Raw genomic sequence first — 23,507 nt, 5'->3', positions numbered from 1 at the left:
TTCAAAGACTAAGTATTCACATTCTTATATCTTAGGAATCTATAAATATTCTGAGCTAACAGAAAAAACTCTCTACATATATTTATCTTCAAAAGTTTATACAAAAAATATATCCTTTGGGATTTAGAAAATAAACTATTCTTTTTCAGCACTGCAGGAAGACGCTCATAATAATCCCACCATTTGTCAAATTGTACGGTATACATTTTCCACGGTTTCCCTCCCGTATAATGGATATTACCATAGGATTGTATAGCTTCCCAATCTTCCTCCTTATAGTACTTCAAAAAGGTCTTTTTATATTGAGGCAGAAAAAATGTCCTAATACTATTATATATAGGTTGAATAGGCAAAATCTTACCTTGACAAACTTTATTAATTGCATCCTGATCAGGAAACAATAATCCCTCTACATTCGATTCCTCCAATAATTTTCTTACGACATTCTCTTCTCTTAGCTTTTTTAAATTTAGTATCAGAAAGCCAGAATTGATATATTCTCCAGGCTTTAATCCTAAATTGTTAATATATTCTTCCTGAAATGGAAGAGTGGCTTCTACCACTGCTGCCAAGTAATATCCATCTAAATTCGCTTGAAAAAAGAGCTTGGAAAGATCCGTCCTTACAATTACATCACTATCTAGATAAATAACCTTATCCTCATAAGGCAGTAAGTCCGGTAAAAGCAACCTATATAAAGCCGCTTCCGTAAAACGATTATTTATATTGACATTAAGATGCTTTTTTGATAGGTCTATAAAACTAAAACTCAATCTTTCTTTACTTATAGTATATAACATCTCTTTTATCTCTTCTGAAAGCGGTTGGGAAGAGAGACATATCACTTTCAGCTTGAAGTTCGGAGCAAGATTATCCAAGACAGAAAGTATGGTTGTTGCTGCCGGAACCACATAATTAGGAGTAAAAGCCAATACTATAGGTATATATGGAGGTATCATGTATTGCTGGATTATGATGATTTATTTAAATATTCTATCGAAAAAATAACGAACAATCATCATCATCCTATCTTTTAAGGATAGAAATCTGAATCTTTTAATCAATCCTAATTTAGTTAGTGGAAGCCATTTATACACCTGATTATAAAAATCATATCTGCACTTTATGTAAATCTCCCTTCTAGTAAAACTCTTAATCATAAAAGCCTCATCTCTGGAGGTTGGTGATGGAAACTTCAAATCAAATAACCATTGATAAAACTGATTATTTGCTTCAAGTTTTTTCTCTAACTGCGTGTTACTGCCTGAGAGGTGAATATTTGATCTACGAAAATTAAAAACAAACTCCATCGTACTGCAAACCCCATTGGTTGAAATATTATAAATCGAAGTAATATCGGTGCAAAACGCACTAGGAAAATCTACAAATCCTTTTTCTTGTATTACTTTAGTTCTAAACATATAATTTCCAATACATATAAGTATTGTTGCTCTTTTCCAATGATATAAAAATTCGGTGCTAGTACAATATTCTGGGATTAGACCATCTAACTCTAAAATATTATCGTGCTCATCAATCTCTCTCACCCTTCCCCTGAAAACGTCTACTTCAGGAAACTTATTTGCCAATTGTATCATTGTTGATAAATAATTTGGCGAGTAAGTATCATCATCTGCCGCCAAAACCAAATAATCTCCTTCTGCATGACGAATAGAATGATTCCATTGCTTTACCAAGCTTTCCCTTCCTATATTCTGTTGATTCCTATAATATTTTATCCTCGGATCATTATAGCTATTGACTATTTCCAATAAATTCTCCGGAGAGGCATCATCCACTACTATAAGTTCAAAATTGGTGTAATCTTGACGCAGAATACTTTCTATAGCCTGGGGCAAAAACTTAGCTTTATATGCAGGCAAAACAAACGAAACCTTCATCCTACTAGAATAAATATTGTTCTTTTCTAGTTACAACATCTAATATTACACAAAAAGACGCACTCCTTCTGCCTTCTATTTAATCTTAACTACCTATCAGTGCATTTCTCTTATTTTATTGAAATATCTTATACTTCTCCTTTAAAGGAAATGGAGCAACAGATAACAATTTCTTCTGCAACTCCATAATGGAAACATGCGGAACTGCTATGTCCTTATTTTTCTCAAATAGTTCCATCCATTTCTCTTCCGACTCCAAGATACTTTCGAAGTTTTCAAAACCAGAATAATTTGGAATTCCTACAGAAGCAAAATAATCCTCAAATTTAAACCCATCCGTATCTATATATCCATGTTTTATCCATAATGCAGGCCTATTATAGGCGTGAGGTACGATTAATCCATGCAAGGAGGACGAAAGAATATATTCACAGTCCAAAATCTGATTCATCACAGATTTTACATCTCTGGTCCTGAGATCAATTATATTGTATTTGCTCCCAAATCTTTCCTTAAAAAATTCGGTCTCCTTCCAATGTGGAATTATACCTAACTTATATCTTTTGTGTTTCTTCTCCGGAATCCATAAAGGCAATAATAATGCTGGATCGCCATAAACATCCGTCCCCCTGCCTCCCAATTCTTTCAACTTATTATTTGTTAAAGGCCCTCGTACAGCATACACTTCACCGCCGGAAAACTTTTCATGGTTATTCATAAAACCTGCCCCCCAAATCTTCGAATGTTTATCCGCCCAACAAAGTATAGAACCTACGCATACGTAAGTCGTCTGCCAAGGAAATACTACTTTAGAAATCAACTTTGGATTAACCTTAATTATAGCAGATAGAACAAGACGCACAAAATTCTTCAAAAAAGGGCCTCCCTCTTTATGTACAGTTTTCTTACCTGTTAACTCTTCAATTAAGTCTTTGTTCAGAATATCTCCGAAGTTATCAGCCTCCCAATATATTAAGTTGATTTTGTCCTTACCTAAGATTTTAGATATCATTATATTGAATTGTAGGTTAATAATCAATCAAATATTCCTATTTACCAATAGCATAGAAACTATTCATATTAGCTCCCTTTCAGAATCTACTCTATTTTGTTCGGCAGAATTACATTCCCTGCAGCTCTGTTAATCTTCTAAAATATTCAGACTTGTTCTTTAGCTCTTCGAAATTTCCTTGCGCAACAATTTTTCCTTTTTCCAAGAGATACAAACAATCTGCGGATTTTACCGTAGACAATCGGTGTGCAATAGAAATGATTGTTACCTTACCCTTGATAGACTCCAAACTTTCCTTAATTTCATTTTCAGTTTCCGAATCCAAAGCGGAAGTCGCCTCGTCCATCAATAAGATTTCCACATCTCTATACAATTCTCTGGCTATAGCTATACGTTGCTTCTGACCTCCTGAAAGATTGATTCCGTTATTTCCCAACATAGTATCCAATCCCTCCGGCAAGCTGTCTATAAAAGATCTAAGAGCACACATGTCGATGATCTTTTCCAGCTTGGCTCTTTTCTCCGGTGTAGGCTCATCCCAAAACGTTATATTTTCAAAAATATTTGCATTAAACACTGCCGATTCTTGAGAAATATATCCAATCTTGGACTTGAACCTTTGATTGTCGAAAGTTTTTATGTCTTTACCATTCAACAGATATTGCCCTCCATCAAATGGCAACAAGGTACATAGCACATTAATCAATGTTGTCTTTCCCGATCCGGATTCTCCTACAAAAGCTACTGATTGATTCTTCAGGATAGTAAGCGAAACCCCATCCAATACAATAAAATCATCATATTGAACCTTTATGTTTTGTAAATCTATACGCTCTATTTTATCTATAGGGTCTTGTCCTATATAAAAATAATCTTTATTTCTATCAAGATATTCCTGATAGTTCATGATATTCTCTATAGAGCCTGTAAAACCAAGATAGTTGTTCCAGTTATTTTGCGTGTCAATAACTTTATTCATGACTCTATAGAACAATAGAAGAATGATGATAACTCCAGAAAGAGGCGCGTCAAATACAGTTACGTGCAAAAGAATTACAACACATATAACAAGTACGGTCATTGGTTCTCGTAATGCTGTAAGCAAAGCTCCCAATGTCGATACTTTAATATTATTTCTTACCAGATCTTCCAACTCTCGCTGAAGACGGTTGAAAAACAACTCACTTCTTCCTGTTGCTTTGAAATATTTAAAGTGATTTATTACCTCTACGACCAACCCACCATAACGGTGATTGTTTTTGGTGATTTTTCGGGAAAATTCTTGCGTCTTTACATAGAAATACTTAAAGATGAAGTTCGTGATTACTCCTCCCAATATTACCAGTACCGAGAACTTCCAATCTATAAAAAATGCGAAAATAAGATAAACAATTATAAAGAGTCCATTTTTCAATGCTTCCAAGTATTCCACACACCCTCTCACCACTTGCCACACTTCATTTAGCAAAGAGTTTTGCATACGCCCCACATCCGCATTTACAAACTCTTTGTAGCTCAATTCCTTGACACCCTCTCCCAAGCGTGTACGCATTATTAATGCTACTTCATGCTGTGCTATAGCATTAAATTTATTAGCACAATAGTAAAAGATTCCTTTCAAAACAAATATGCTCGCTATCAGTATCAACATGTTTACCACATTGATATCCATATGCAGAAAGTTGAAAGTCTTTTCTACCCAATAAGCGATCTTATCATTGGTCTCATTGGTAGACATACTCTCCTTATCCGCCACCTGCAACAAAGGAATGAACAAGGTCATGCCGACACTATCCATTACAACCATCAGAAAGGAAAAAGTAAATAGGGCATATAATTTTCTGCCAATATATTGGTAGAAAAAATACAGTGTGGAAAACTTGTTTTTAAGAAACTCCTTCACAATAAAAAAATATAACCTAACAATTATTCAAATCGGATTGCACCATCTCTTTTACCATCTCTTCCAATGTGTACTTCGGCTCCCAACCTAACACACGCTTAGCTTTGGACGGGTCACCGATGAGCAGGTCTACCTCTGTCGGTCTGAAATATTCAGGATCGACCTTTACAACTACCTTTCCGGGCTCCAGCTGATACTGTGGATTGCTGCTGCTTCTAACTATTGCTATCTCCTTCTCATTTTCTCCCACAAAATCTAGTTCCACTCCCACTTCAGCGAAAGCCATGCGAACAAAGTCACGCACTGAGGTGGTTTTTCCTGTAGCTACGACATAGTCATCGGGCTTTTCCTGCTGCAACATCAACCACATCGCCTCTACATAATCTTTAGCATGTCCCCAGTCACGCTGCGCATTCAGATTACCCAGATAAAGGCATTCCTGCTTCCCCTTGGCAATGCGCGCCACAGCCATCGTAATCTTACGCGTCACGAAAGTCTCTCCCCGGCGTGGCGACTCATGGTTGAACAGGATACCGTTGCAGGCGAACATGCCGTACGCCTCTCTATAGTTGCGCGTAATCCAATAACCGTAAATTTTGGCGGCGCCATAAGGTGAACGTGGATAGAAGGGCGACGACTCGTCGTAAAAGCCTTTCGCATTCTTGTTGGCGGCCATCCCTCCGTAAAGCTCCGAGGTAGACGCCTGATATATTTTGGTTTTCTCCGTCAATCCAAGAATACGTATAGCCTCCAACAGACGCAAGGTGCCCACAGCATCCACATTAGCCACATATTCCGGCATGTCAAAGCTTACCTTCACATGCGACATGGCTCCCAGATTATAGATCTCATCAGGTTGCACCTCCTGGATGATACGAATGATATTTGTAGAGTCCGTTAAATCTCCATAGTGGAGTTTGAAACGCACATTTTCTTCATGAAGATCGACATACAAATGATCAATACGCTGTGTGTTGAAAGAAGAAGACCTTCTTTTTATACCATGAACCTCATATCCCTTCTCCAACAACAGTTCTGCTAAATACGAGCCATCTTGTCCTGTAACCCCTGTTATTAATGCTTTTTTCATTATGTATTGATCTTAATATTTTATACTATAAAAATTCTGCTTTCAGCATACGAGACAGCCCCTCCTCCAAGGTGTAGGGAGGAACGAATCCCGAATCCCGCATTTTCGTGGAGTCGTATTTGGTCACCGCACAGAATTTTTTCACTCTGACAGAACTTATAGGCAGCTTCTTTCGTGTGATAAAGGCTAATACGTCAAAACAATAGCCGCCAAGCATTCCCAAGGCGTAAGGAATCTGGATGGAAGGGATATGCTTCCCTAAGATTTTGCTCGTAAGAGCTACCAGATCCTTTGTCGTGAAGTCCGGCTTATCCACGTAGTTGAATACATGATATCCTTCCCTGTATTGCTCTATCAGAAACTGAATGAAAGCTACCACATTCCCCACATAGGACATGGACTTTTCGTTATTTCCCTTACCTACCATCATAAACTTGCCCGAAGCAATCTGATGCAGCAAGTTATATACGTTCCCGCGGTTTCGTTCTCCGAAAATCACGGTCGGACGAACGATATTGATGTTCCAGTCCTCATGCGTTTTGTACCACTCCTGTAGCACCTGTTCCGCCTCCCATTTGCTTTTGCCATAATGATTGAACGGATCCGCCGGGAAAGATTCATCCGGATTATCTTTATCCAACCCGTATATCGCTACCGAACTGGTGAACACCAAACGCTTAACACCGTTGGCTTCCATAGCCTTCAGCGTGTTGCGCATACCCTGCACATTCACATCGTAGTAAAGACTGACAGGAGTCACATCATCTCTATGCTCTGCCGCCAATAACACCACCAGGTCCGTATCCTTCAGCAAGGTAGTTATCTTCTCCTCGTCCAAAACATTCGCAATGTGCGTAATCTCTTTAAACAATTCACTTGGTGCCTTGTCAATATTTTTGAGGGAATATCCTTCTTGTTGACGCAGACGTTCTAGCAGTCTTGTGCCAACGAACCCCGAACCTCCTATTATTGCTACACGCATGTTTAATATTATTTAGGAACTAACTCTGTTGAAGTTTAACCGCATTCTTGCTATTCACCCAATAATTAAACAGCACCGTGATTAAGAGCCATAGAATAATATCAAACAGAATAACAAGATTATTACTAATATATTGAACTGTAATCAGATTGAAAATAGAGAAAAATAAGGAAAGTCCCAAAATAGTGAGCATAGCCCCCCTGTTAGAAAATCCACTTCGTAGAAGTTTATGATGAATATGGCTTCTGTCTGGCTTAAAAAGCGGTTTCTTTGTAAAAAAACGGATTAATATAACTCGGACAACATCAAAGATAGGCACAATAAGTGTAGAAAAAGCCACCACAATAGCTCCTTCAGCAAAAGGTTTTATCTCTTTCAGGTTCATCGAATAGCTTATGGTCAAGAAAGCCACCGTATAGCCCAACGTCATACTTCCCGTATCCCCCATAAAGATGCGGCGACGGCGTTTGGACACGCCGAACACATTATAGTAAAAGAACGGTATAAGCACTCCCGCCGTGATGAAGGCCAGAATAGCGTGCACCCAGGCCCCATTATAGAAGAATAAGCCTCCCATCACCAAACAGCTCATCATCACCAGGCCCGAACATAGACCGTCCAGTCCGTCAATAAGGTTGACCGCATTGATAATAAATACTGTGGCAAATACCGTCAGGGCTATACCTATCAGATGAGGCACCTTCACGATAAAACATACGCCATAGAGGTCATTTATCCACAGATTGGCCAGAGGGAACAGCATTACCGCCCCTATCTGGATTAAAAACTTCCACTTGTAATCGACGTTAATCAGGTCATCAGCTACCCCCATGATGTATAGGATAACCATACCGCAACACCACACCACAAACATAGGCATGATCACCCACGTAGCAAGCGATGTAGAAAAATACGTATAAAAATCAAAATTGAAGATGACGACCATGGTAAGGGCAAAGACACAAACCTGTATAGGCATAAAAGCTATACCTCCCAATCGCGGAATTTTGGTTTGATGTACCTTGCGGGAATCCAGCGGGTCAAAAAGTCTTTTTTTATAGGTAACAAGGAGGATATAGGGAATGATGGCCCTACTTAACAATACAGCTACAATAAAGGGGATAATGAGGAATAAATATTGCATATTATTCAATACTTACACATAAAGTACAATTGTGCAATCTCTAATCTATCTTTAGATAGAAATTGCACAAAAGTAATATTTAGATTCTATTCTTATTGGTTAGATGTATCTCAAAATTCAACTGAATGTAGCTATTATCAGACAGCGATTACACTCTACTTTGTTTTTTCCCAAACATCCCCTTCAGCTTCCCAAACAAGGACCTGTCCTCTTTCTTCTCTCCATAACCGTAACCATAACCGTAGCCATAACCATAACCACGTTTGAAGTCTACGTCGTTTATCACCACAGCCATGTTTTTCAGCTTGCCTTGCTGATAAAGCTCTTTAGGCACATTGAGCAAACGTCTGTCCAAATAGTTAGCGCGAGCAACATATATTGTTAAATCAGCGTATTCCGAAATCAGGATAGTATCTGTCACAAGACTTACCGGAGCCGTATCCACAATGACATAGTCATAATGCTCTCTACCGTAGTTAATAATATTGGCAAAATATCCATTCATCAATAGCTCCGCAGGGTTCGGTGCTATATACCCAGAATAGATAATATCAAAATTGTACGGTTCCGGCTTCTCTATCACAATCTGCGCAATATCAATCTCCGGATTAATCAAATACTGGGTAATCCCAATGTTGGTGTGCTGCAGATGCGACAAGCCCAAGTAGTCCAATACTCTTGGCGAACGAATATCTGCTCCTAAAAGCAAAACCTTCTTACCGGACATGGCCAGAATCTTAGCCAAGTTGGTAGCTATAAAGGATTTACCCTCTCCGGAAGTTGTGGATGTCACATAAATCACCGAAGAATCCTTCTTATGCCCCAACATAAAATTAATATTCGTACGCAAAATACGTATAGACTCAGCCAAGGAGGATCTATCGTTGTCCTCAATAATATTGTGTTCCGAAGATGGCACCTCTCCCAAAATAGGTGCAGAGAACGCATCCTCCACATCCTTTCTCGAGTGAATCTTATTATCAAGCATAAACTTGATGTATAAAATTAAAAATGGCAAAATAAGGCCAAGAATGAATCCTCCCAATAATATTATCGGTTTTTTAGGAGACACAGGAATCGAGGAGCCATAGGCTTCGTCGATTATCTTTAGGTTTGCAGGAGTTGCAGAAGCCTTAATCTCGGTTTCCTCACGCTTTTGCAACAAGAATAAGTATAAGGACTCAAAAATCTGCTGCTGGCGTGAAATATCTTTATAATCCTTCTCTTGGGTTGGAAGCTGCCCCAACTTACCGGTATATTTGCTGGTCTGCTCTTGAATAACGCCTACGTTTGTTTGCAACACATTTCTATAATTCTGAAGCGAAGAAATCAGGTTTCTCTTGACCTCATTAATATTCTTTTCGAGATTTTTTACGATAGGGTTGTCCGGCGTTGCCGACTTCAACAAGTCTTCTCTTTCAAGGACCAGCTCGTTGTAAGAACGTATAGTAGCCTCAATAGACGGGTCTGTCAACCCTATATTAGACGGCAGCAGCTTCATCTCATCCGTCACCGACTCACGCATCATGTCTGCCAAGCGCAGCTGCGTCTGATATTCTATCAGCTTACGCTCATTCGTCGCAGCACTCTCCATGTACATCTGGACCTCCGAACGCATATCAATCAGATTGTTCTGATCTTTATAAGTAGCAACTTTGCTATCCGACTGCGAAAGGTCCTTTGTAATCAACGCCAAACGGTTGTTAATAAACTCCGAAGTAGCCTTGGTAAGCTTCAGCTTATCTTCCTTGGCATCCAAATCGTACTGCTCGATAACCGAATTAATAATAAGTGCCGCCTTTTTCCGATTGGTATGGTTCATGGAAAGATTAACAATATAAGACTGCTTCTCTTTACCATTTGGGGTAATATTGATACTATTTAACAACCCATCCACCACATTCTCTAACGGCACAATATCTATCTCCAATTCACTTTCGAACTTACGGCCTTTTTGCGGCATAAGCATAATAGCCCCTACCGGCGTATTTATCTTCTCACCGAAAACATATTGATCTATGATTTGCTCTTTATCCGAGAACTTCACCTGACCATTATCTTTCGGCGTTAGTCGAAAAGTATAGGTTAAGGAATCAAGCTTCGGATTATCCTCATCCAAGAGGATAACCTTCACCGGCGATTCACTTTCCAAAAGTTCCGACTCCATAATCTTCCCTTTGGAATTATAGACTATATTTAGTCGGTTATTATTTACTACTTTCGTCAAGATCCGACGCGACTTCATCACATCAATCTGATCCGACACAAAAGCAGAGGTAGGACTTCCTCCTCCCGTCACAGAAAGAAGCTCTGACAGTCCAGCCATGTCTCCAGCCCCGGACTTTTCATCTTCCAATAATATTTTAGCCTGCACATTATATATCTTAGGGGCATATCGCAGGTAAAGAAAGGCTCCTGCCAGAAATACAACGACAGATAATATAAACCACTTCCAGTAATAAGCATACTGCTCAATATACTGTCTTAAGTTAATCTCGTTCTCTTCCTGTATATGTTGTGGATTTTCAGTATTCATGCAATATTAATTACGGACGATTAATGTGATTAAACCAATAATAAGGCTGGCCACAGACACAAAGACGGAGGTGTTCTGTGTGTATTTTGACGACTGTATACGCGCGCCGTTAGGCTCCACATAGATTACATCGTTTTGTGCCAGATAATAAACAGGCGAATTCAAGGCCTCCGGAGAAGTCAAATCTATACGGTGTACCTTCTTCTCTCCGTTCTGCTCACGGATAACGAGCACATTCTTTCTGACGCCGTTGATCGTCAAATCTCCGGCCAAGCCCAAAGCTTCCAATACCGTAATGCGGTCGTTGTTCACAGGAAACGTACCCGGATTTCTTACTTCTCCCAGCACAGTAACTTTAAAATTCCTCACCTCTATACTGACCCCCGGGTCCACAATAAAACGGCCTACTTCTCTTCGCAAATAATCCAAAGCCTCCGTCCTTGTCTTGCCGGCCAACTTAATCTTGCCCAGTTTAGGAAAATCTATATAGCCGTTGTTATCAATAGTATAGGTCGGAATAAAAGGATTCGTACCCTGCAACGTCCCAGCAGCTCCCGCATAAGAAGAAATAGGATTAAAAGGTTGAGTTGCTCTTATATCATCCGCTGTTACCGATATCGCCAAGATATCTCCCGGTTGAAGCTTCGGAGCGTTATTTTCATAGGCTGTAATCAAAGCTGCACTGTCCACACTTTGAAAATATACCAAGTCCTTCCGCGAAGCACAAGACAGACAAAACAAACTGATAAGAGCAAAACAAAGAAGTATTCTATTCATAACCGTTTTATAAAAAACATAACAAATATTAAACCACAATATTTATTATGTCACACAAAAGTAATGCTTATTTAGCATAAAATTAAAAGCCTGACATTTTTCTTTTAGGTAGAATAAAAACTATTTCCTAAAAAAAACATAATATATTAAGAAAGAACGTATTCCGTGTTCGAGAAAGACTATTCTATCTTTGTTTCGCAGTAACCAGACGCATGATAGTAGCCTTAATCCTTGCTCTATCCTCATCCGTCAGATTTGAACCCGAAGGAAGACATAATCCCTTGTCAAACAAATCTTCCGCCACTTTACCACCATAGTACGGAGCATCCGCAAAGATTGGCTGCAAATGCATAGGCTTCCACAACGGGCGCGACTCTATATTTTCTTCCAGCAAGGCCAAACGTAATTCTTCCCTTGTAAAGCCAGCCTCTTCCGGCTCAATAACAATGGCTGACAGCCAGTGGTTGGCAAAATACTTCTCATCCGGCTCGGAAAACACACGTACACCTTGCACTCCGGCAAACAGCTCTTTATAAAAGTCGTGCATAGCTCGGCGTGCCACCACACGATCCTTCAATACTTCCATCTGTCCTCTACCTATACCCGCACAAATATTGGACATCCTGTAGTTGTATCCTATATGCGAATGCTGATAGTGCGGCGCATTGTCGCGTGCCTGCGTAGAAAGGAATACGGCCTTATCTTTATCTTCCTGTGTATGACATACCAAAGCCCCTCCTCCGGAAGTAGTAATAATCTTATTACCGTTGAAAGAAAGCACACCGAATCTGCCGAACGTACCGCAGGCCTTCCCCTTATAGGTAGAGCCCAAAGCTTCCGCAGCATCCTCTATCAAAGGTATATCAAACTCCTTGGCTATTCCTAACACCTCTTCTACGTTGAAAGGCATGCCGTACAAGTGTACCGCAACGATGGCCTTAGGCTTCTTTCCTTTAGCTATGCGATCTTCAATAGCCTCACGCAATGCAACAGGACAGATGTTCCACGTATCAGGCTCAGAATCCACAAACACAGGCGTGGCACCCTGATAAACTATAGGATTTGCCGATGCCGAGAAAGTCATAGACTGACAAATCACCTCATCGCCATGACCTACCCCACACTCTATAAGCGCCAGATGCAATGCCGCCGTGCCCGCAGATAGTGCCGCAACTTTTACTTCTCCTCCCAGAAACTGCTCCAAATCTTGCTCAAAAGCATTCACATTGGGACCCAAGGGCGCTACCCAATTCGCTTCAAACGCCTCATGAATATATTTTAATTCATTACCTCCCATATGTGGTGAGGATAACCATATTTTTTCTGACATACTATTGTATTTATTTTCAAACTAAAAATTTCTTTGCTTTATAATCTTCCCCGGGTTTCCTACTACCGTACATCCGTCCGGCACATCCCTTATAATCACTGCCCCAGCACCTATGGTACACCACCTGCCAATCTTGATTCCCTGAATCACTGTCGCACCTATGCCAACGTGAGTACCCTCTCCCACAGAAACGGATCCGGCGAGGCTGGCATTGGGCGATATATGCACATAGTCCCCCAACACACAATCATGATCTATGGAGGCTGCTGTATTGATAATACAATGTTTTCCTATACGAGCATCAACATTGATAACTGCCGCAGGCATAATTACCGTCCCCTCTCCAATCTGCACATATTCAGAAACTATAGCTGTCTTATCTTGTATAATGCCAAAGGGTTTTCCACGAAGCTCCTCCACAACTTTCTTACGGATTGCATTGCTCCCTATAGCTACCACCCATCGCGAAGCACCATACAAAGGTAAGTTTTCTGTCTTCAAGTATATAGGATATTTAGCTAACAAATGCTCTCCCCCTTTGTTTGTGTCGATGACACCTTTTATCGTCCATGCTGTGCCCTTCGCCATATCCGCGATGACTTTAGCATGTCCGCCGGCTCCATACAGTATAAGGTCTTTGTTTTCCATATTCTACATTGTTTCATTGCCGGTAAACGGCTCTATCGTAACATGCCCTTCTGCTGAAATACCTTCTCGTTTGAACACCTTTTTAATCGTCATCAATATAATTTTGACATCCAACACGAAGGAAATATTATCCACATACCAGACATCGTAATCAAATTTTTGTTTCCAAGATATGGCATTACGACCATTTACTTGGGCCCAACCCGTAATACCGGGACGCACCTCATGCCTTCGGGCCTGATGTGTATTATACAAGGGAAGATATTCCACCAACAAAGGGCGCGGACCGATCAGAGACATATCCCCTCTAATAACATTTATCAGTTGTGGAATCTCATCCAATGAAGTCTTACGAACAAAAGCTCCAACAGGCGTCAAGCGCTCAGCATCCGGCAAAAGTTTACCTTCTGCATCACGCTTATCATTCATCGTCTTAAACTTTATAATCTTAAAAATCTTTCCCCCCTTGCCCGGTCTAGATTGAAAGAAAAAAGGCTTGCCTCCATTGGCAAAAAATAAGCCTATAGTGACAATAAGAAATACCGGAGACAATATCACAAAGCCTAATAAAGCAACAATAAAATCTATAACTCTCTTAAAAAAGTTCTTATACATGAATTTTATTAAAAATTTTTAAGTACTTAGACGATGCCACTTCTAAAGAATACTCAGATATCGCTACTGTCCTAGAATTCTGCTCTTGCTCTCTATGGAGATTTATATCCTTGGAATACTCGACAAACTTAGACACAGCCTTGTCGTCTAAGGAAGGAGGTAAAACATATCCAATATTCCTGTTTTCAATGACATCAGCTTGCCAACCGTAATGATTGATCAAAACAGGTTTTCCCGCAGCCAATGTATCAAAAAACTTATTGGCACTATTGGCCCATAGCTCTTGTATTGGGGCCACAAAAGAGCTTCCCATAGATACGGATGAATAAATTTTATCCAAATCTCTCTTACTTACCGGATCGGGAAAAAAAACATTCTTATTGAATAGTCCTCTTTTCTTCGCAATTTCAATAATTTCATTTTTCTCACTACCAGACCCCATAAGAATAAAACATATAGAAGAGTCTAATTGAATTACTCTTGATGCCAATTCAATTACATAATGAATGTTATTAACCTTTCCGAAGGTCCCGGCATACAATATAGAAAAGCGAGGCTCAACACCCAACCATTCTTTTAAATTAATTTTCTCGGTCATTGAAAACCTGTTAACCTCTGCTATATTCTCTACTACAAAGGGAATTTTCCGCTCTAAATACGGATATCTCGCTGTGATGGACTTCTTCATATCCACCGATAAAGGAACTATAATGTCCGATTTGTTGTATATAAGCTTTTCTAATAAGTATAGTACTTTTTGAACTAATCTATTTTTAACAGCACCAACAGCAATTACTGCCTCAGGCCAAACGTCCCTTACCTCAAAAACCAAAGGGGTTTTATGAAGTGTTTTTTTAAGCAACGCCGGTATGCCGATTGTTAAAGGTGTAGAGGTGGCTAATAGAAGATCTCCTTTTATTTTTAATAATCGCACACTAGCCAAAATCATAAACTTTAAAAAAGCTATACACCTCTCAAAATAAGACATAGAATTATCGTAAGGCAAATAAAGATAATGAACTTCTATGCCATCACACATTTCTACCTTCCATCTGGTGTTTTTATACTTTTCATTGGAAGTCGTCGTCACCATATAAACATAATAACCCGACTGAACAAAACTCTTAGCCAAATCATAAGACCTTGTTCCCCCATTTTCACTAGGTGTTTTGAAATATTGATGAAGATAGATTACTTTCATTTCAAATATCCTTCAAAAGTCTTTTTAGCAATATTTGACACACAATGCATTTCACTATATTTCAAAGCATTCACACACATTAAGTGGTAATCTTGAGGATTTAATGCAGATATCTTAGTAAACACCTCTTTATCGAACCCAACTCCGAAATTGTAATGTTCTAAATCAGAAAGAAGATTAGTTCCCTCCGATAAAATTTGTGGAATACCCTTAGCCAAGGACTCCAAAACTGACATAGGATAACCTTCTGACCTACTAGTTAAAATATGAAAGTCTGTGTTTCTTAAAACCTCTTCTTTTTTTTCTCCAAAGACTTCACCTTTAAAAAATATTATATCAAGAATATTTTTCTCTTTACATAGTCTCTCCAAATAAGTCTTATATGGGGAGTTGGGCCCATACAGATTTATTTGTATTTTTCTTCCTCTTATTATAGTTTGATCTAAAATAACTTGATTAATTAGCTTATCTAAGCCTTTTATTTCTGGAATGAATCTGCCAATATAAGTTATTGTTATAGTATCTAAGTCCTTTTTTCTCAAATCTGTCAATCTCAAGATGTCGTCCCCCTGAATTGAGTTGCCGCAAACAAAACTAGGGAAGTTTATAAATCTAGATAATTCCCTCTCTCTTTCAGTCAAGTAATGAATAGAAACATCCAAATTTCTAAACTTAATAATAAAGAAATAGAGAAAACTATATATTCTTTTCTTTAAACTATAATGATTACGAGAACTAAATGCTCCTCGTGGAGTCACTATTATTTTTATCTTCTTTTTTACCAGAACTAGTATCTTCAAATACTGTAAAAGAAAAAAACTATTTAAAACGACTATATTATAACTACTTAATGCACTTATATCTAAATCTTTATTATTCAAATTAATTAAGTCACACTGTATCCCAATAGCTTTAAACCCCTTTATCAAATTGGGGATGCTAAAGGACAAGCCACTCGCTTTATTTTCTTTAATTGCCGCTACCTGAGCTATTTTCATTTACCAGAGTTATTATTTTTAATATTTAATTCTTAATAATCCTTGTTTTAAACGCAACTCCTCTTTCTTACCTTATAATCAATCGATTCTCAAATTAGGTGTCCGTTTAATAGTTTGATCAAATAGATACTGGTTTTGAGTGTTTTTATTAAATTGAGACTGTAAAATTCTCACATTTTTAAATTCTACAATTATTTTATCGTAATATGTTTCGTTGTATAAAAAACTTGTTTTACTATTATCTATCCAAGTAGGATTATATATGTTAATTTTTCCTTCTGCAGAATTCAATTCATTTTTTTTTCTTGTTCCTAGAGTAGTAGCCAAAGCAACTGTAGAGCACTCATCAGTATGATTTATAATATTAACAGATACCTTATTTGAATTTTTTCTTTGAAGATTACTCAATGATACGATGATCCCATACCAACGATTATTAAACGTAACTATATCTAATAATTCTATATTCCTTATAACATCATTTGAGTTATTAGGTTCAATATCGATTCCTGCCATTGGATTATGACCAACAGTATTAGATATTATGCAGTTTTTTATTAGAATATTTATTCCAGAAATTATTGAAATGCCATTTCTTCTATTATAATCAAGCATCGAGTTCGTTATCTTTATATCTTCATTAGATTTTCCTCCCAATATGCTTCCTAAATAAATAGCATCTCCCCAACATTTTTCAATAATTGCTTTATCGATTAAAATATTTTTACTCCCTCTTATACTAATCCCCATTCCCCACTGACCTGAATTGTTAAAATGTTTCTCTCTATCTCCAATTATCTTCAAATTATATATTTTTACATTGCTAACAGCATGCAATCTAAGAATAGCATAATTTGTATTTCCATTTGGTTCCATTATTAATGATGATCCTTCTCTAAAAATCAGAGTCCGATTACTCCATATATTTAATCCTTTAACATTGACTTTAAGAGGAAAATTCGGAAACTTTAATACTTTGTATTTGTTTATAGCAGCCTGAATGTAATCTGTATAATCTACTGACCCATCCCTCTTATAGCCTTTTGGCAATATATTTTCGATTTCAAAACCTTCTTTATCAATTGCTAGTTGAACACTTTTTTGAAAGAACCTATTAGAATATTTAGTTGGAACCGGATGATATTTATACTCAACTTGAGCATAAAGGCCTAAAAAACTCAAATTGAATAATAAACACAAAAAAACATGTAGCCTAAACATCATATAATTATTAGTATTATTTATAAATCAGTTGAGGACTATTTCTTCTAAAAAACAGAAATAGTAAATATGGTCCTAAAGAATACCAAACAAAAGATCTAGTCATGTCCAAAAACTGTCCCCTAGAATACATCAAAAAAAAGGATAAAAAGCAAGAAAGCACAATAATGTAGATAGATTTAGTATCAGCCAATTTTTCTAATTTCACTAGACTACGCCCCAAAAAAAACAAGAATATTAGCCCAAAATATGCAAAGTTTATATATGCCTCAGCAATAAATGAAAATCCAACTCCCCCTCCTGTTTCAGCTGCCCATGGATTTATTTCTCTAGTTAACCATTGAGCATAGTTTGCATGAGTAATAGCCGGGTGTACTTCTTCATTAAAAAAATTAGGAAGTAAACTTGTTGTTGCCCACAGATACCCTGTGCCATAATCATAATCACGCACAATTGGAACCAATTCCATAGTATATCCAACAGTTTTAGCACTCCCTCCCATTTCTCGCAAAATAGCCATTTCTTGAACAGACTCTATAGTATATTTAACTAAATCTCCCACAGTTGCAGACTCAGGAGCATTTCTAAAATTTTTTATTAGTGGGAATACGACAAAAAGAAAAAACAATCCAATTATAGCTACTTTTTTAGTATTAATTTTGCGATATTGTTTGTCGTATAAAAAAGCAAAACCTAAAATAGGCATTATTGCGTGACCTCTATATCCTATCATAAATAGCATTATTGAATAAAAAAACAATAAGATTATCCAGATTCCACTTGTTTTTTTCTTTAGCTTAACATCGCACCAAAATAAAATTAAAATAGAAGGTACATAAAAATCCCTTAATATTTTTGGTATGGCATTAACCCCTACTCCCTTTTCTAAACTATAAATAGAATAGTAACCAGATTCCATTGCAACTTTCAAAGTTTTAAATAAATAATCAAACTGGAATCCTATTGAAATGAGTAATAAAGTCAAACCTATTCTTCGAAAAATTAAGATATCTTTCTGTTTTAATTCTAAAATAGTAGATGATGTCGGTTTTCTTAAGAAAGATATTGCACCAAAATATATAAATGAAAAAGAAAGAGCTATTAATAGAAGAGCCTTTTTCCTAATTGATTCATCCTGTATTGGTTCCATCAATACAAAGGTACGGGGATTAAAAATTTTAACCATAAATTCTCCTCCATTAAACAAAAAAGCAGCAAGGAGGAACAGAAAAATCACACTCATTACCGTACCCTTTTTTGTATATATATCTACAGTTTGCCACAAAAACTGTAATACTACGATGATACTTAAATAGTAGTCAAAATTTTTTTCTTCCTCAAAAAAAGCATATGTAAAAACAATCAAAAGAATAAAAACAAATTGAATGAGTATAGTCCCTGTTTTAAGCATAATTACGCCCCTTTATAAATATTTAATAATTTGTTAGCAGAGACACTGATATTTAAATCAGAAGTTTCAATTATACTTTTAGAGTTAAGCTTATGAAAACGATTATTAATCGGCGTATATGTTAATACTTCTTCAATAGCTTCAGCCCATGTCTCTGCCGACTCTTTAAGAGATATGATTTTAAACAAACTTTCTATTTTAATCACATCTCTTGGAATAGAACTTGAAATTATACTTGGTAAACCTGCTACTTGAGTTTCTATTAAAGAAATTGGCATTCCTTCATATAGTGAAGGAAATAAGAAAATATCAAAAAGGTTAGTCATCAAATCAGGTACATCGTCCCGCCCACCTGCAAAAACAAAATATTTTGTTAACCCCAAGCGGAAAACTTTATCTTTTATATTGTCTTCCAACTCACCAGATCCAACTAAAATAATTTTAAAATTATTGATTCTTTGTGTTAACCTTTGAATAATATCAACAATAAAATCATGATTTTTAGGAATACTAAATCTTCCAACATGTCCAATAACTCTATCTTCTTCCTTTATTCCAAATTCCTTTAGATATTTTGCTCTTAGATTAACATTCTTATCATTAAACTTTTCTACATTTATGCCGTTTTCAATTACTTTAAAACTATAATTGCCATACAAAGATCTTCCGGCTAAATTTGAGCAGGCCAAACGTTTGGTAGCGAATCTTTTAAGAAGAACTTGAGTAATCTTTAAATATGCTTTTCTAATAAGATTAGCTTTAAAATTTATTAAGGATTTATCGCTATGACTATGAGAAACTCTTATTGGAATGTTAGCTAACCAAGCCACAAACATTATTAGTCCTGAAAAATTCAGTAAATGCGAGTGCACAACTTGAAATTTATGTTTCTTAAAAAAGAAATACAAACGCACTAAAAACAAAATATTATTAGAAGAATCGATTCTAAAGATTTTAGCACCTTTACTTATCAAATCTTTATCAAAATAGCCTTCACTATTTTTTGTAGCAATAAATGAAGTTCTGACTCCCAATTTTTTATGGCACTCGAAAAGCTCCTTTAACCAAACTTCAACGCCACCTCTGTCAAGTTTTGCAACAATATGTACAACCTCTATTTCTTGCATAATGCTTTACTAATTAGTAATTGTGTAGCGGCTATTTGAACGATAAATACGATTATAAGACTGTAAACAACACCATTAATCCCAAATTTGCGGATAAAAACAAATCCCAAAACCAAGTTTAAAAGTAAAACAAAAGCATTTATAAAAGGTTGGGGTTTAAAGATTTTCATTGCTGTCATTATATAACCTAATGAAGACGCTAAATACATAAAAATGCCTGAGAACATAATCCATTGAAACAATTTATAATAATTAGCAATCTCTTTGTTAAATAATATAACTAAAATCTGCTTACCCCATCCAAAAGAAATTAAGAAAGTCAAAACACCAACGGCAAAACTAATTAAAATAAACCTCCTACTTAAACTTTTAAAGGCCCTATAGTTTTCTGTATCATAAAGTTTGCTCAATTTGGGAATAAAGGATTGTCCAACCGCAGCGATAATAAAATTACCCATAACTAATAAATAAGATAAAGTTGAATACAATCCTTGATAAGCAGTTCCTAAAAAATGCTCAACAAAATACTTCAATACGTTTGTATTTAAAGAAATTATAAGCATTACAACAGCCAAGGGTAAAGATGTTATAAATAATGCTTTAAGCTTTTCTATATTTAATTTTACTAAGGATTTTTCCCTAATAATAGGTCTACATAAATAATAATCATTATATAACACTACGAGAAGCACAAAAAACAAAGAGATTAACAATCCAATAGATAAACTATCAAAGATAAAATATCCTAAAAATGTTCCTAAGACTACTGCAACACCTTTTAAAATAAAAGAAATTGCAACATTCTTCATCTGCTCATTTAATTGTTGCCTACTATTAAAAATTTCAGAAAATCCTTCTAAAATTTTTAGAAAAACAATTATAAAAAGTTGAAATACATTTTTGGGATTTATTATTAAAGAAATTATTGCTACTATTACTATACTTAATAGACAAGAAATAACACGAAGAGTAAAAAAGTCTGAAAACCTCCATTTCCCAACTGAATCTGTCACTTGAACAGCTCTTAACTGAAGATTTGTAAACATAAAAACAGGAGCTACTATTGATAAATAAAGAGTAAAATTTCCTAATATTTCAACTTCACTCCATTTAGCAATTATAGTAAGTTGCAACCATTGTGCAAAAGCATAAAAAACGTTTCCTATTAACATCCAAGAAACGTTTTGCTTTAAATTACTCATCTTATTACTCCTACAGTTTGCTGTCTACATTATCCTTCAACACCCCTTTCACATCATACACAATTGCTGTAGTTTTCTTCAGGCCATCGATATTTAGATTCAAAAATTCCTTATGTGCTACGCCCAATACTATAGCATCATATTTGGCGTCAGGTAATTCATTTACAGATACCTTACCATACTCATGCAGTACTTCAGCCGGATTAGCCCAAGGATCATAAGTGGTTACCTTAAGACCATACTCTTCCAAAGCGGAAATAACATCTATGATTTTAGTATTTCTTACATCCGGACAGTTTTCTTTGAAGGTTACACCCAGCATAAGCACTTCCGCTCCATTTACGTTGATGCCCTTTTTGATCATGGTTTTTACCACCTGCGAAGCTACATACTCACCCATGGAATCATTAAGACGTCTTCCGGCAAGGATAATTTCGGGATGATAGCCGTGCTCCTGCGCCTTCTGTGCCAGATAATAAGGGTCCACGCCGATACAATGACCACCTACCAATCCCGGCTTAAAAGGCAAAAAGTTCCATTTCGTACCGGCAGCTTCCAAGACGGCATGCGTATCTATATTCAGAATGTTGAAAATTTTAGCCAGCTCATTGACAAAAGCTATATTGATATCACGTTGTGAATTTTCTATAACTTTTGCTGCTTCCGCCACCTTAATCGATGGCGCCAAGTGCGTTCCCGCTGTGATTACCGATTTGTAAATTTCGTTTACGACTTGCCCTATCTCTGGAGTAGACCCGGAAGTCACTTTCAAAATTTTCTCTACGGTATGTTCTTTGTCTCCGGGGTTAATACGCTCAGGAGAATAGCCCGCAAAGAAATCTTCGTTGAATTTTAATCCCGACACTTTTTCCAGCACAGGAATACATTCTTCTTCCGTAACCCCCGGATATACAGTGGATTCATACACCACAATATCGCCTTTCTTCAGCACCTTTCCTACCGTCTCTGAGGCTTTGTATAGAGGGGTAAGGTCCGGTCTGTTATGCTTGTCTACCGGTGTAGGTACCGTAACAATATAAAAGTCAGCAGTCTTTATATCCTCCAGCTCGCACGAACAGTATAGGCCTTTCTCATTTGTGATATGCGGATTATCCTGAACCAGTACCGCCTGTAGAATATCGTCTTCCACCTCAAGGGTCAAATCTTTCCCTTCCCGAAGCTCTTTAATACGTTTTTGATTGATGTCAAAACCTACAACAGGATATTTGGTGGCAAACAAACGGGCTAATGGTAACCCAACATATCCAAGACCTATTACTGCTATTTTTTTCATATTCTTTTTCTTGCTTTTAGTTAAAAATATTATTATTTCAAATTTTCCCAATACCACTTCACAGCCTCTTTCAGACCGTCACGGATAGCATGAGTAGGTTGATAACCCAACAAACGCTTAGCCTTGTCAATAGAAGCTAAAGAATGCGGAATATCACCTTGACGGTTAGGGCCATGAATCACTTCTACCTTTGCTATCTCCGGATCATATTCCGACAAAAATTCCTTCAGATAGCCTACCAGCTGATTCAAGGTAGTACGGTCTCCCACTGCTGTATTGTAGACGGTATTGACCGCCTCCGCATTGGTGGTAGTCATCGCCAGCTCATTCATCTGGATGACATTATCTATATACGTAAAATCACGCGAATAATCGCCGGCACCATTGATTACCGGACTCTCATGATTCATCAATTTCTTCACAAACAAAGGAATTACCGCAGCGTATGCCCCATTAGGGTCTTGGCGACGGCCAAAAACATTGAAATAGCGAAGACCTATGGTTTCTATCCCATAGATTTTGGAAAATATATCGGCATATAACTCATTCACATATTTGGTAATAGCATATGGCGATAAGGGCTTTCCAATCTTATCCTCTACCTTAGGCAGAGACTCCGAATCACCATACGTAGAAGAGGAAGCAGCATAAATAAAACGTTTTACCCCTGCATCCCTAGCCGCTACCAACATATTTAAAAAACCGGAAACATTCACCTCATTGGAAGTCTGAGGATCCTTTATGGAGCGAGGAACCGAACCCAATGCCGCCTGATGCAATACATATTCCACACCTTGAACGGCCTTTACACAATCTTCCGTATTACGGATATCTCCTTCTATTAAAGTAAAATTAGGATTATCGAAATGTTGCTCTATATTATGACGAAACCCCGTAGCAAAATTATCAAGAACAACGACCTTATAACCCTTATTTAAGAAATACTCCGTTAAATTGGACCCAATAAATCCAGCTCCTCCGGTTATTAATATTTTTTTCATTTTTTCTTAAGTAATACCTTATGTGAATATTGTTTAGGTTTTATTATTTCACAGATAGATAGATGTAAGATAGCGCTAAAATTAGCGCTGCAAAAAGATATCAAAAAAGTTTTA

At 37.0% G+C, this 23,507-nt stretch carries 20 protein-coding genes; all 20 read right to left on the bottom strand.

Annotated features, from left to right (window positions below):
* Window positions 1-8: 8 nt before the first annotated feature.
* The 20 genes from ABD873_RS06225 to ABD873_RS06130 all read right to left on the bottom strand — a co-directional run bounded on the left by ABD873_RS06225 (window position 9) and on the right by ABD873_RS06130 (window position 23,393).
* On the bottom strand, window positions 9-959 hold the full coding sequence (locus ABD873_RS06225; protein WP_345066102.1) for a glycosyltransferase family 8 protein: 951 nt from the start codon (window positions 957-959) through the stop codon (window positions 9-11).
* 21 nt (window positions 960-980) lie between these two features.
* A complete protein-coding gene (locus tag ABD873_RS06220; RefSeq protein WP_345066099.1) occupies window positions 981-1,901 on the bottom strand; it encodes a glycosyltransferase family 2 protein in 921 nt (306 codons plus the stop codon).
* A 115-nt stretch (window positions 1,902-2,016) separates the two neighbouring features.
* On the bottom strand, window positions 2,017-2,913 hold the full coding sequence (locus tag ABD873_RS06215) for a polysaccharide pyruvyl transferase family protein (protein WP_345066096.1): 897 nt from the start codon (window positions 2,911-2,913) through the stop codon (window positions 2,017-2,019).
* A 109-nt stretch (window positions 2,914-3,022) separates the two neighbouring features.
* On the bottom strand, window positions 3,023-4,720 hold the full coding sequence (locus tag ABD873_RS06210; RefSeq protein WP_345066093.1) for an ABC transporter ATP-binding protein: 1,698 nt from the start codon (window positions 4,718-4,720) through the stop codon (window positions 3,023-3,025).
* Window positions 4,721-4,832: 112 nt separating this feature from the next.
* Window positions 4,833-5,906 (bottom strand): GDP-mannose 4,6-dehydratase, encoded by a 1,074-nt coding sequence (gmd, locus tag ABD873_RS06205; protein WP_345066091.1) that lies wholly within the window; start codon window positions 5,904-5,906, stop codon window positions 4,833-4,835.
* A gap of 25 nt (window positions 5,907-5,931) precedes the next feature.
* Entirely contained in the window at window positions 5,932-6,888 is a 957-nt protein-coding gene (locus tag ABD873_RS06200) for an NAD-dependent epimerase/dehydratase family protein (protein ID WP_345066088.1), read from the bottom strand.
* 19 nt (window positions 6,889-6,907) lie between these two features.
* A complete protein-coding gene (locus tag ABD873_RS06195) occupies window positions 6,908-8,032 on the bottom strand; it encodes an MraY family glycosyltransferase (protein ID WP_345066085.1) in 1,125 nt (374 codons plus the stop codon).
* Window positions 8,033-8,180: 148 nt separating this feature from the next.
* Window positions 8,181-10,568, bottom strand: a complete 2,388-nt coding sequence (locus tag ABD873_RS06190) for a GumC family protein (RefSeq protein ID WP_345066082.1) — start codon at window positions 10,566-10,568, stop codon at window positions 8,181-8,183.
* A gap of 6 nt (window positions 10,569-10,574) precedes the next feature.
* The gene (locus ABD873_RS06185) at window positions 10,575-11,345 is read right to left on the bottom strand and encodes a polysaccharide biosynthesis/export family protein (protein WP_345066078.1); all 771 of its coding nucleotides are present in this window, start codon (window positions 11,343-11,345) and stop codon (window positions 10,575-10,577) included.
* 184 nt (window positions 11,346-11,529) lie between these two features.
* Window positions 11,530-12,675 carry an aminotransferase class I/II-fold pyridoxal phosphate-dependent enzyme gene (locus ABD873_RS06180; RefSeq protein WP_345066075.1) on the bottom strand — a complete coding sequence of 382 codons (1,146 nt, stop codon included), beginning with the start codon at window positions 12,673-12,675 and terminating at the stop codon, window positions 11,530-11,532.
* Between the two features lie 21 nt (window positions 12,676-12,696).
* Complete coding sequence (locus ABD873_RS06175) at window positions 12,697-13,323, bottom strand: acetyltransferase (RefSeq protein WP_345066073.1); 627 nt, start codon at window positions 13,321-13,323, stop codon at window positions 12,697-12,699.
* 3 nt (window positions 13,324-13,326) lie between these two features.
* Window positions 13,327-13,938: a sugar transferase gene (locus tag ABD873_RS06170; RefSeq protein ID WP_345066070.1), complete on the bottom strand. Its 612-nt coding sequence runs from the start codon at window positions 13,936-13,938 to the stop codon at window positions 13,327-13,329.
* Window positions 13,931-15,139, bottom strand: coding sequence for a glycosyltransferase family 4 protein (locus ABD873_RS06165; protein WP_345066067.1), 1,209 nt, complete (start codon window positions 15,137-15,139; stop codon window positions 13,931-13,933). The genes ABD873_RS06170 and ABD873_RS06165 overlap by 8 nt, the downstream gene beginning before the upstream one ends.
* Window positions 15,136-16,137 carry a glycosyltransferase gene (locus tag ABD873_RS06160; RefSeq protein WP_345066064.1) on the bottom strand — a complete coding sequence of 334 codons (1,002 nt, stop codon included), beginning with the start codon at window positions 16,135-16,137 and terminating at the stop codon, window positions 15,136-15,138. The genes ABD873_RS06165 and ABD873_RS06160 overlap by 4 nt, the downstream gene beginning before the upstream one ends.
* Window positions 16,138-16,215: 78 nt before the next feature.
* Window positions 16,216-17,319 (bottom strand): right-handed parallel beta-helix repeat-containing protein, encoded by a 1,104-nt coding sequence (locus ABD873_RS06155; protein WP_345066061.1) that lies wholly within the window; start codon window positions 17,317-17,319, stop codon window positions 16,216-16,218.
* A gap of 55 nt (window positions 17,320-17,374) precedes the next feature.
* The gene (gene wzy / locus ABD873_RS06150; protein WP_345066058.1) at window positions 17,375-18,769 is read right to left on the bottom strand and encodes an O-antigen polysaccharide polymerase Wzy; all 1,395 of its coding nucleotides are present in this window, start codon (window positions 18,767-18,769) and stop codon (window positions 17,375-17,377) included.
* A 2-nt stretch (window positions 18,770-18,771) separates the two neighbouring features.
* The gene (locus ABD873_RS06145; RefSeq protein WP_345066055.1) at window positions 18,772-19,896 is read right to left on the bottom strand and encodes a glycosyltransferase; all 1,125 of its coding nucleotides are present in this window, start codon (window positions 19,894-19,896) and stop codon (window positions 18,772-18,774) included.
* A complete protein-coding gene (locus tag ABD873_RS06140; RefSeq protein ID WP_345066052.1) occupies window positions 19,884-21,098 on the bottom strand; it encodes an oligosaccharide flippase family protein in 1,215 nt (404 codons plus the stop codon). Before ABD873_RS06140 ends, ABD873_RS06145 begins: the two co-directional genes overlap by 13 nt.
* 10 nt (window positions 21,099-21,108) lie before the next feature.
* Window positions 21,109-22,392 carry a nucleotide sugar dehydrogenase gene (locus ABD873_RS06135; RefSeq protein WP_345066049.1) on the bottom strand — a complete coding sequence of 428 codons (1,284 nt, stop codon included), beginning with the start codon at window positions 22,390-22,392 and terminating at the stop codon, window positions 21,109-21,111.
* Between the two features lie 32 nt (window positions 22,393-22,424).
* On the bottom strand, window positions 22,425-23,393 hold the full coding sequence (locus ABD873_RS06130; protein WP_345066046.1) for an SDR family oxidoreductase: 969 nt from the start codon (window positions 23,391-23,393) through the stop codon (window positions 22,425-22,427).
* Window positions 23,394-23,507 lie beyond the last annotated feature (114 nt).

Origin of the sequence: Sphingobacterium thermophilum (assembly GCF_039541675.1) — a bacterium.
Lineage (GTDB): Bacteria > Bacteroidota > Bacteroidia > Sphingobacteriales > Sphingobacteriaceae > Sphingobacterium > Sphingobacterium thermophilum.
The sequence above is the reverse complement of the archived record's forward strand: the minus strand, read 5'-3'. Positions and strand labels throughout refer to the sequence as shown.